General features: G+C 50.9%; 12 protein-coding genes. 6 read left to right on the forward strand and 6 right to left on the reverse strand.

Features of this window, described 5'->3' with window-relative positions; genetic code table 11:
- Positions 1–655: 655 nt before the first annotated feature.
- Entirely contained in the window at positions 656–1006 is a 351-nt protein-coding gene (locus ACYSNS_RS13190) for a hypothetical protein (RefSeq protein ID WP_461723634.1), read from the forward strand.
- Positions 1007–1115: 109 nt separating this feature from the next.
- Here the strand turns inward: ACYSNS_RS13190 and rbsK are convergent, their stop codons facing one another.
- From rbsK to rbsD, 6 genes are read right to left on the reverse strand one after another with little or no spacing between them, the layout of a single operon-like run.
- A complete protein-coding gene (rbsK, locus tag ACYSNS_RS13195) occupies positions 1116–2078 on the reverse strand; it encodes a ribokinase (RefSeq protein WP_461723635.1) in 963 nt (320 codons plus the stop codon).
- Complete coding sequence (locus tag ACYSNS_RS13200) at positions 2068–3114, reverse strand: LacI family DNA-binding transcriptional regulator (protein ID WP_461723636.1); 1047 nt, start codon at positions 3112–3114, stop codon at positions 2068–2070. The genes rbsK and ACYSNS_RS13200 overlap by 11 nt, the downstream gene beginning before the upstream one ends.
- A 47-nt stretch (positions 3115–3161) precedes the next feature.
- The gene (gene rbsB, locus ACYSNS_RS13205; RefSeq protein ID WP_461723637.1) at positions 3162–4052 is read right to left on the reverse strand and encodes a ribose ABC transporter substrate-binding protein RbsB; all 891 of its coding nucleotides are present in this window, start codon (positions 4050–4052) and stop codon (positions 3162–3164) included.
- A gap of 22 nt (positions 4053–4074) precedes the next feature.
- Entirely contained in the window at positions 4075–5043 is a 969-nt protein-coding gene (gene rbsC / locus ACYSNS_RS13210; RefSeq protein WP_461723638.1) for a ribose ABC transporter permease, read from the reverse strand.
- A gap of 10 nt (positions 5044–5053) precedes the next feature.
- A complete protein-coding gene (locus ACYSNS_RS13215; RefSeq protein WP_461723639.1) occupies positions 5054–6541 on the reverse strand; it encodes a sugar ABC transporter ATP-binding protein in 1488 nt (495 codons plus the stop codon).
- 17 nt (positions 6542–6558) lie between these two features.
- Positions 6559–6978, reverse strand: coding sequence for a D-ribose pyranase (gene rbsD, locus ACYSNS_RS13220; protein ID WP_461723640.1), 420 nt, complete (start codon positions 6976–6978; stop codon positions 6559–6561).
- Between the two features lie 284 nt (positions 6979–7262).
- Between rbsD and ACYSNS_RS13225 the strand changes: the two genes are divergently transcribed.
- Genes ACYSNS_RS13225 through ACYSNS_RS13245 form a run of 5 tightly spaced genes read left to right on the forward strand, consistent with a single transcriptional unit; the run spans position 7263 to position 11237 of the window.
- Positions 7263–8045, forward strand: coding sequence for an ABC transporter ATP-binding protein (locus tag ACYSNS_RS13225; RefSeq protein WP_461723641.1), 783 nt, complete (start codon positions 7263–7265; stop codon positions 8043–8045).
- A gap of 37 nt (positions 8046–8082) precedes the next feature.
- Positions 8083–8853 carry a transporter substrate-binding domain-containing protein gene (locus ACYSNS_RS13230; protein WP_461723679.1) on the forward strand — a complete coding sequence of 257 codons (771 nt, stop codon included), beginning with the start codon at positions 8083–8085 and terminating at the stop codon, positions 8851–8853.
- Positions 8854–8880: 27 nt separating this feature from the next.
- Positions 8881–9615 (forward strand): ABC transporter permease, encoded by a 735-nt coding sequence (locus ACYSNS_RS13235; RefSeq protein WP_461723680.1) that lies wholly within the window; start codon positions 8881–8883, stop codon positions 9613–9615.
- A 4-nt stretch (positions 9616–9619) separates the two neighbouring features.
- A complete protein-coding gene (locus ACYSNS_RS13240; RefSeq protein WP_461723642.1) occupies positions 9620–10312 on the forward strand; it encodes an ABC transporter permease in 693 nt (230 codons plus the stop codon).
- A 16-nt stretch (positions 10313–10328) separates the two neighbouring features.
- On the forward strand, positions 10329–11237 hold the full coding sequence (locus tag ACYSNS_RS13245; RefSeq protein WP_461723643.1) for a homocysteine S-methyltransferase family protein: 909 nt from the start codon (positions 10329–10331) through the stop codon (positions 11235–11237).
- Positions 11238–11270 lie beyond the last annotated feature (33 nt).

Genomic DNA, 11270 nt, shown 5'->3' on the forward strand with positions numbered 1-11270 from the left:
TGGTCAATGCCGAACCCGCACTCACGCGCTGGCTCATCGCAACAGACAGGTTTGGCCGAAAACAGAAGTGCTGGAAGTAACCACAAAATCGATACGGAATATTGAAATATTCATCAACTCGTTTCACTGTATTTCCCGTTAGTTACAATACAGCTCCCAAAATACATCCAATAACTTTTGAGCTCAGCGCTCCCTGAAACATCATTGGGGTGATATTTTTGCGCTATCAATAATAGCTAAACAGCCCCTGATAATTGCAACACAAGGGATCTGCTGTGCAATGAGACATTCGCAAAGTTCAGCATCTAAAGTGTTGGTTGCCTCAAGAAAATCATGAGAAACTCGGTGGTTATTATTAGTGGCTTCGGAATGCTAACAAATGCCGCCATAGCCGGTTTATCGCTATCCCCTCTAATGCACCTACTAGTGAAACTATTGTTTGGAATGGTGAGGGAGAAGAGGGGACAAACGGCTCGGTTAATGCAGGCTTTTAAGCCTACAACGGACAAAAGCAAGGTGCCAGCGGAAATCTGGCGATGAAGATGCGCTTTTGCGACCATTGCAGAAGGTCGAGAATAAACCTTCGAACAAATAGCAGTTTATGATTATACAAAGATTGACCCACCTTCACGGTGGGTTTTTTATGGAAAAAATTATGCCCCAAAAAAACATCCCGCCTGACTGGTTCGCCTATTGTATCTACATGATATTAACGGGAATTGCCGGTGCTTTCGGTGCCTTTGTACGACAGATCCACGGCCCGGTCCGTAAATGGCCGCAACGCGTCGTGGAATGGCTCGGCGGAGCCCTTTGCGCAATCTACGGTGCCGAGATTGTTGCGCAAACGATCTATCATCTCTTGAGTAAAAATGACCTGATCCACTCCGACTATGTCGTACCAGAAAAAATTATCGGCCTTGCTGGCTTTCTCTGTGGTGCATTGGGTGTATCGATTGTTGATGGTATGATAATTTTCCTTTATCGCCATATCAATCGCAAAAATTAGACATGTTGGTCAACCAAATCGTCATTATGCTTGCTTTACCCGGATAGCGATTTCACGAGGATCAGTACCTATTCCTTTGATGAGTGGCTTCTGATCCTAAGCCATCAGATTAAATGATACCTCGCGCGGTTACATCGGGTTGTGATTGCAAGAGCGCCGACGCTTCGGCAAAATTTGGTGCTGCATCGGAGGCGCCTTTCTTTGTCGTGGCCAAAGCACCGCAAGCAGCCGCCAATCTGACAGACTGGGAAAGCGAAAGCCCCTGTGCCAAGCCCGTTGCCAAGCCGCCGTTAAAGCTGTCGCCCGCCGCAACACTATCGACCACAGCCACTTTGAAGGGCGGCATGAAACCAGCTTCATTCTGTGAGAAATAGCACACACCCTCCCCTCCAAGTTTGATTATAGCGGTCTGCAATCCGCGCTGCATCAGGATATCGGCAGCGGCACGCGCGGTTTTGGCATCAATCGGCCTTATGCCCGTCAGCTTTTCAGTCTCTGTCTCATTTGGCGTCATAATATGTGCCAATTGATAAAGCGCGACAGGCAGCGTCTCCGGTGCCGGTGCAGGATCGAGCATGACAATGGCACCGGCGTTGCGCGCAAGCGCTGCTGCACGCAGCACCGCTGCCATCGGCACTTCCAACTGCATCATCAAAACAGATGACTTCGCCACAACCGCTGCTACGCGATCGACGTCGTCAGCCGTAATCGCCATATTGGTGCCACCGGCAACGACAATCGTATTATCACCTTTAGCATTGATATTGATCGACGCGATGCCAGTCATTTCCGAAGCATTCGTATAGACCCCGTCAATATTAAGGGCTGTCGCTTCAAGATGTTGGCGGGCAAAGCGCCCCAATGCATCATCGCCTATCCATCCAGCCAAGGCCACCGGCAAACCTAGGCGACTTGCCGCCACGGCTTGATTGGCACCTTTTCCCCCCAATCCCATGGTGAATGACGATGCATGGATGGTCTCACCTGCTTTGGGCAATTGCGCGACCCTGCTTGTCATATCAATATTGATACTGCCGAAGACGCTAATCGATGGATGTTGTTTATCTGACATTCTTTTCAAACCTGACAATGGTGGAATGGGAAATTGCCTTTCGGCGAACGCTATCACGCGATACAAGCTGGGGCTGGTGATGAATAATTTTCGGTAGCTGCTCGCCAAGCTGCAAATGGCCGACCATGATGCTGGCGGCTTTCTGCCCGATCTCACCAACAGATTGGCGGATTGTCGTTAATGCCGGTATTGTGTAGGCGGCAATCTCGATATCATCATAGCCGACAACGGAAATATCTTCCGGCACCGACAAACCTGCTTTTCGTATGGTCGAAAGAGCACCAATAGCCAGCAGGTCGTTACAGCAGAAAATTCCGTCGATCTTGCGGCTTGAATTCAGGAGTTCCTGCATGGCAAGCGCCCCGTCGCTTACCCGCATATCGCTGCAGTAGTGAACGACACTTTCACAAGCATCCTCTCGTTCGCGAATAGCCTTTTCAAAACCATTGACACGTTCTCGCGTGCGGACATGATTTTGCCGACCGCCAATACAGGCAATATGCATGCAGCCGCTGTCAATCAGATGGCGTGTGGCAAGATAGCCCCCCATAACGGAATCATCGGTATAAACCGGAAGCCCTTCACCGCCATGCCCATCAAGCAGCATTGTTGGCAGCGTAGCGCAGGCCGATAGGAAAGCCTGCTCGGTCGCCGCACTGATATGCGACAAGACAGCCAACAAACCTTCAATCCGTCTGCCCCGCAACATGGATACGTGGTGTAAAACCTTATCCAGACGGTCGTCACTATTGCACACGATCAGGCTGTATTGGCGGTCGAAACAGGCCCGTTCAACCCCATTCATCAGTTCGGCGAAGAATGGGTTGGCATTGGAGGGGACAATCATCCCCAAAGTACGCGTATGTCGCAATTTTAGCGAACGGGCAACACCGTTCGGCGCATAATCAAGCTCCCTGACCGCCTGCATCACCCGTTCAGCCGTTTCCGGTGCCACAAACCGCGTCCGGTTGAGTACATGCGACACGGTTGAAACCGACACGCCGGCTTTATCCGCTACTTTATTGATTGTCACCATGGCAAAAGGCACAAAGGCCGAGCCGGATAAACCGGCCCGTCATTGCGCTATTCCTTTGTTACAAGTTTCAAAGGAACAGGAATATGATTGGCAACTGTTTCGCCCTTGGCAAGCTTGACAGCAGCCTCAACACCCAACCTGCCGATTTCGCCCGGCTGTTGCGCGATTGTGGCATAAAGCGCTCCGCTTTTTACCGCTGCAATCCCCTCATCCGTACCATCAAAACCGATGATTTTAATATCACGACCGGCAGCCTGCACGGCACGCGCAGCACCCAATGCCATCTCGTCATTCTGGGCAAAAATCGCATTTGCGTCCTTGTTTGATTGCAGGAGGTTTTCAGCCACGTTCAGCCCTTGTGTGCGGTCAAAATTTGCAGGCTGCTTGGCCACAACTTTCAAGCCGAGGGTGGGCGCTGTCTCATCAAAACCCTGTCCGCGTTCCCGCGCTGCCGATGCGCCCGGTACACCTTCCAACTCTATCACTTTTCCATCTCCACCCAGCACTTTAGCCAGAGTTTCGGCTGCAAGTTTGCCACCCGCAACATTGTCAGAAGCAATATGGGTTACAACCGTACCGCCATTGGCTGAGCGATCCAAAGTGATAACCGGTATCTTGGCACGGTTTGCAGCGACAACCGAACTGCGTACCGCGTCGGAATCTGTTGGATTGATCATCAAAACCTTGATACCCCGTCCCAATATATCCTCGGTATTGGACAATTCGCGTGAAGGGTTATTCTGGCTATCAAGCACCACAAGATCATAACCCGATTGCTTTGCCTGCGCTTCGGCACCTTCCTTCAAAGTGACGAAAAACGGGTTGTTCAGCGTGGAAACGACCAGGCCGATTTTGTCGGCCGCCTGCGCACCCGCGACCGAAGCTGAAAGGACGACTGCCGCTGCAAGCGATGTAAATAAACGCCGTGTCAATGTCATGATTATTTCCTCCTGATCAATGTTATGTTGTTTTTGAACCTCTGTCGGCCAGCACCGCAAGCAGGATGACCGCACCTTTGGCAATTTGCTGATAGTAAGACGAGACTTCAAGAATATTGAGCGCATTGTTTAAAACGCCGATAATAAGTGCGCCTATCAATGTACCAAACAGCGTTCCGCGTCCGCCGGAAAGGCTCGTCCCACCAACGACAACCGCCGCGATCGCATCCAGTTCATAGCCCATACCCGCCGTGGGTTGGGCGCTGCCCAAACGCGATGTTTCGATAATTGCGGCCAATGCTGCAGTAAAACCGCATAGCGCATAAACGGCTATTTTAACCCGATTGACGTTGACGCCGGCAAGCCTTGTTACCGTTTCATTGCCGCCAAGCGCATAAACATACCGGCCAAACCGCGTGGCTGTCAGCAGAATGCCGCCAATGATAAAAAGTACGATTGCCAGTATAATGGGAAAAGGCAAAAAGCCTATATAGCCTGTACCTATAAAAGCGAAAACATCGGCACTGCCGCCAAAGCCGGTGTTAATCGGCTGTCCGTTGGAAAAAACCAAGGTGGCACCGCGCAGGATGGACATTGTCACAAGCGTTGCAACAAATGGCTGGACCCGTCCATAGGTGACAATGATACCGCTGGCACTGCCAAGAAGCAGTCCTACTGCCAAGGCTCCTGTAACGGCCACAAAAGCATCATACCCCGAACCAATCAGCGACGCAGCAATAGCACCGGTAATAGCCAGCACCGAACCAACAGATAAATCAATACCGCCTGTCAGGATTACGCATGTCATACCCAAAGCAATGATGGCATTGGGCGTTGCCTGACGCATAAGATTGAGGATATTGCGCGGCTCGATGAAATCCGGCTGAATGAAGCTAACAGCCACCACCAAAATGATCAGCCCCCATAGAGCGCGGTTCATCACAACGGTCTTGCAGCCATGCATAAAGGGGGAAAGGGGTTGTGTTGTCATCTTTTTCCTTTCAGGCCAAAGCCAGTGCCATAACGGCTTCCTGCGTTGCCGTCTCACGTGAGAGTTCGCCTGTCATACGGCCGCCCGCCATCACCGCCACTCGGTCGGACATACCAAGCAGTTCCGGCATATCGGATGATAGCAGGATAATGGCCATGCCTTGCTGTTTCAAATCGTTCATCATGCTGTAGATCTCACGCCGAGCGCCCACATCGACACCCCTTGTCGGCTCGTCGAAAATGATAATCCGCGGTTCGCTCATGAGCGATTTTGCAATTGATACCTTCTGTTGGTTTCCACCACTCAAAGTAGACACAGCCGCAGCCGAAGACGCCGCTTTAATTGAGAATGCCTTGATGTAATCGTCTATGGCCTGTTTTTCGCGTGCGAAGGCCAGAAATTGTCCAGCATGCAAAAATCGCCGCAGTGAACCAAGCGTCATATTGCGTCCTATCCCTTGGGATTGGATCAGCCCTTCATTTTTTCTATCTTCGCAAACATAGGCGATCCCCGCCTGCACCGCTTGGGCGGGTGTATGAATCGCAACTGGCTTGCCATCAACCTCTATTTTTCCCGACTGCGTTTTGACCGCGCCATAAATCGCTTTGGCAAGCTCGGTACGCCCTGCCCCCATTAATCCGCCGAAACCCAGAATTTCGCCCGCTTGAACGGCGAATGTTACATCTTTGACGCCTGGCGCAACAAGCTGTTCCACGGATAGGCGAACGGGCCCCTTTTCGGTAACGATATGGGGGTATTGGTCATTGATCTCCCGTCCGACCATATGCCGGATGAGCCCTTCCTCATCCAGTTCGGCGACCACACCGGTGAACACCATTTCCCCATCTCTGAGAACCGACACATCATGACAAAGCGAAAATATTTCGCCCAAACGGTGCGAAATATAGACAATCGCCTTACCCTTTGCCGCCAGCTCCCGAATGACAGAAAACAGAACATCTGTTTCGGCTTGCGCCAATGCATCGGTAGGTTCATCCATAATGATGATGTCGGCATCAAACAGGAGCGCCCGTGCTATCTCCACCATTTGCTGTTTGCCTATGCTCAGGGTACCAATGAGTGTCGACGGTGCAATATCCTGTTTCAAAGTGGCAAGAGCTGCAGCAACAGCACGCGCTTCATCGCCCTTGCGGATAAAACCCAAACGATTGGTTTTCTCTCTTCCCAGAAACAGATTTTCTGTAACCGACATACCACTCAACAGGTTCAATTCCTGATGGATGATCGCCACACCCGCCTCGATGGCGCTTTTGGGAGAAACCGGTTGATAGGGATTGCCGTTAAGCAGCATTTGCGTGCCTTCATCAGGCTGATAAATGCCACTGATAACACGCATCAAAGTTGATTTACCGGCACCATTTTCTCCCACCAGAGCATGAATGCGTCCCGGTGCCAGTTCAAGATTGACGGATTTAAGAACCTCTACCCCGTTGAACGATTTGCTGACATTGCTCAGTGTTAATACACTTGCCATCATGTGCCCCGCTTGTTTGCTTAAAAAGCCACACCGGCACGAATGACGATATTGGCGTATGGCGAAAATTCACCGCTGCGCACAATAAGTTTTGCCTGCTTTGTCAGCTCTTTAAGCTCTTCATGCGCTACTTCTTTTACAGCAACAGGCTGCTTATGCACCGTACCCCAATGGTCTATTTCGGCCTTGAGCATATCGAAAAGCGTCTGGTTTTTTCCGCGCATTTCACTTGCAATGGTCACCGCCTCGATAGGAAATTCCACCGCCACGAGCGAACAAAGCTGCATAAAGCTTGGCAAGCCCGGTGCCACAGCCAGATCAATTTTATGCACACCCTGTGGAATGGGTAAACCCGCATCGGCAATAACAATCGTATCGGTATGCCCAAGAGCTGCCAATATGCCGATAAGCTCTGCTTGCAACAGACCGGAAAAACGCATTTCATCCTCCCTTTCATGGCGCAGATTCACGCAACATCATGCGAAGAATTTGCCAGAAGAGTCCTCAATTGCGCCTATCATAGGCCCAGGGAAAACGTTTGCGCAAACGTTTTCCCATCTTTTTCCCATTAAAATCGGTTTAAAAACCATATAGCTTTCTCTATGGGACGCGGAAACCGGAATATTTTTGCGCTCAAAACGTATTTTCGATAAAAGTTTTTGTTCCATGTTTGCCATGACGTGGTATGAAATCGCAGAAAAAACACAGCGGATATCCGGCTTTGATGACACAACATCCTCTATTGGCACTCAGCGTTAAAGATGTGCATAAAAAATACGGCGACCATGAAGTCCTCAAGGGCATTTCATTGGACGCCCATCGCGGTGATGTCATATCGATCATCGGTTCATCCGGCTCCGGCAAAAGCACCTTTCTGCGTTGCATCAATTTCTTGGAAATCCCTGACCGCGGACAATTCCACATCAATGGAGAAGAGGTTCGTTTGAAATACACCGGCAAGGGCAACAATGTCCCTGCCGACCGTAAGCAAATCGAACGGATACGCGCCGGTCTTGGCATGGTATTTCAAAACTTCAATCTGTGGCCGCATATGACCGCGTTGCAAAATGTCATGGAAGCGCCCGTTCATGTGCATAAGGTTCCTAAAAAGCAGGCGCAGGAAAAAGCCGAAGCTCTCTTGGACAAAGTGGGCCTGTTTGAAAAGCGCCATGCCTATCCCGCCCATCTTTCCGGCGGGCAACAACAACGTGTTGCCATCGCGCGGGCATTATGTATTGAACCGACAGTCATGTTGTTTGACGAACCGACCTCAGCGCTCGACCCGGAACTTGTAGGTGAAGTATTGAAAGTTATCCGGGATCTGGCAGAAGAAGGCCGGACAATGCTTCTGGTCACCCACGAAATGCGCTTTGCCCGTGATGTTTCAAGCCGTGTCATGTTTTTGCATGATGGGCTGGTGGAAGAAGAAGGCACGCCCGAGCAGGTATTTGACAATCCGACCAGCAACCGTTGCCGCGAATTTACACAATCTGTACGCGCGCATTAGATAGCTTTATGCCGTCATTCCAAAGCAAGGAAAAATGATGAAAAACAAACTGTCTGCTTTATTACTCTTTACCCTATGCAGCGTTGTTGCGACACCTGCCTTTGCCGAAATCAAGGCCGGTATTATGAACGAATCCTACCCGCCTTATTTTACCAAGGACGCAGCCGGCAAATGGACAGGTTATGAGGTTGAACTTTTCGAAGCTGTCTGCAAGGAAATGAACGAGACATGCAGCTTTGTCGATACCGCTTGGGATGCACTTATTCCGGCTTTGCAGTCGAAGAAGTTTGACGTCATTTGGTCTGGCATGGGAATTACTGAAGAGCGCACAAAGATCATATCCTTTACCGACCCTTATTATCAGACCGGCACAGCACTGATTGGTGCCAAAGACGGCCACAAAGGCGCCACGGCAGAAGATGTCAAAGGCAAGATTATCGGCATTCAGGTTGCCACAGTTCAAAGCAAATACTTTGCCCGCTATTTTGCCGATGTCGCGACCGAGCAAACCTATCCAACACTGGATGGTGCTTTTCAGGATCTGGCCTACGGACGGGTAGACTATGTGATGGGCGATACGGCCCCGCTTCTTGAATATTTAAAGTCTGCCGATGGCCAATCCTGTTGCGAAGATAAGGGCGAAGTCGCCTATGATCCTGCAATTTTAGGCTTGGGCGTTGCCGGTGGCTTGCGCAAGGATGACGATGCCCTGCGTATCAAACTGAACGCTGCAATTGCCGCTATCAAAAAAAACGGTGTCTATGACACAATAACACAAAAATATTTCGGCAAAACGCAAGCTCAGTAAACGCTTGTCGGTAGAGGGGGCATTTGGCTGATGGCGGCACAATCCATTTTTGAATTGTTGGCTCTGACACCGCCGGGATGGGGCGGTGTGTTGCTCCGCGGTGCCGCCTCGACTGTTGCCATCTCACTTGGTGCTTATCTTGTCGGTATTATAATCGGCCTTCTCGGTGCATGGGGCAAGCTTAACGGCAATCGCGCAATGATGCCGTTTCTCGACTCCTATGTTGTTGGAATGCGTGCTATTCCAGAACTCATATTGATTGTCGGGCTTTATTTTGCCGGCACCGATGGCATCAACAAATTGCTTGCCGCCTTTGGTATTCCCGGTTTCGAGATGAATGCATTTGTTGCCGCAGTGCTTGTTTTAGGCTTGGTACAGGGCGCCTATGTCACCGAAATTCTACGTGGTGCCATCAGCGCTATACCGATCGGTCAGCTTGAAGCGGCAAAGGCTTTCGGTATGAACGGGCGCCAACGTTTCATCCGCATCATTTTGCCTGCCATGCTGCCCAATGCACTGCCGGGCCTTGCCAATCAATGGATGTCCGTCACCAAGGATAGCGCATTGATTGCCATTGTCGGCTATCAGGAATTGACTTTGGCAACCCGGCTTGCCGCCGGCAACACCAAACATTATTTTCTTTTCTTCCTGACGGCGTCTTTTCTATATCTTGCCATCACCTTGATTTCCAATGGTGCTTTTAAAGCGCTGGAACGTCGCTTTCGTCGTGGCCAGAGGCAAAGTCTGGGAAAGGTGAGCTAGGGCGATGGATTTCACTTGGCTTTCAACCTATGCCCCGCTTTTGCTTAACGGCGCCTATATGACGGTTTTGCTGTTGGCGATTTCGTGTTGTTTTGGTTTTCTATTGGCGCTCTGGCTCGCCTTCATTCAAATCAACGGTTCCGCCTTGGGCAAGCTTATCGCCCGCGGTTTTTGCATCTATATTCGCGGCACCCCGCTTCTATTGCAGTTGTGGCTGATTTATTTTGGGCTCGGCTCTCTATTGCCCTTGATTCCGGGGATCAGAGGCAGTTTCATATGGCCGATAGCGCGGTCGGGTTTTACCTATGCCTGCCTCAGCTTTATCATCAATTACGCAGCCTATCAGGCAGAGGTGATACGCGGGGCGCTGCTTTCTGTCCCCTCCGGCGAACTTGAGGCAGCACGTGCTTTCGGGTTGAGCAAATCGCAGATCATCCGCCGTATCTGGTTGCCAAGGGCTTTGCGCATGGCCTTGCCGACCATTGCGGGTGAAGTTGTGTTGATGCTGAAATCAACGCCTCTTGCATTTACCGTTACAGTCGTAGACCTTTATGCGGTGGCCTATAAAGTGCGGCAGGATACTTTGCTGGTCTATGAACCGCTCATTGTTGTCGCCATATTTTACATTTTTCTCAGCTACGTCATCACCCGTATTTTCAAACATGTCGAACAACGCATTCCGTTGCGCCAGAACTGATAAATAGGAGACCAACATGTCTAAAACCCTTATTCTCGATGGTGGCATGAGCCGTGAATTGCTGCGCTTGGGCGCGCCTTTGAAACAACCGGAATGGTCGGCACTAGCGCTGATGGAAACGCCGGAACTGGTCGAGCAGGTGCATCGCGAATTTATCGAAGCCGGTGCAGACGTTATCACCACCAATAGCTATGCGCTCGTGCCTTTTCACATCGGTGAAGAGCGGTTTCAACGTCAGGGTGCCACCCTGCTTGCCGATGCCGGCCGCTTGGCCCGTCAGGCAGCCGGGCAATTTCCCGCAAGAAAAATTACGGTTGCAGGTTCGTTGCCACCTATTTTCGGTTCCTATGAACCTGAACGGTTCGATGCGGCCCATGTGCAGGACTACCTGAGAATTTTCGTCGATAATCTTGCGCCCTTTGTTGATGTCTGGCTCGGTGAAACCCTCAGCCTAATTGCCGAGGGACAGGCGGTTGCCGAAGCGGTCAAAGCAACCGATAAGCCGTTTTGGATCTCCTTTACCTTGAACGATGACGCAGATGCTTTAAACGGTGCCGAGGCACGACTACGCGGCGGAGAAAGCGTTGAAGCGGCAGCCCATTGGGCCGCGAATGCCGGTGCATCGGCGCTATTATTCAATTGTTCACGGCCGGAAGTCATGCAAAAAGCCGTCGCAACCGCCAAGGCTGTTTTTGACGCAAAGGGTGTAAAACTGCCAATCGGTGTCTATGCCAATGGTCTTGACGATAATGAGGGTCAGGCCAATGAAGGCCTTAGCGATGTGCGAGACGATCTGAACGCATCATCTTACAGCCATTTTGCTTGCGACTGGGTGGCAGCGGGTGCCAGTATGGTCGGCGGCTGTTGTGGCATCGGCGCATGCCACATTCAGGAGCTTGCACACATCGTCAATCGACCGGCCTGATATGAGAGCATTTCCAACAAAAGTTGACAGACT

The organism is Bartonella sp. LJL80 (assembly GCF_054871565.1).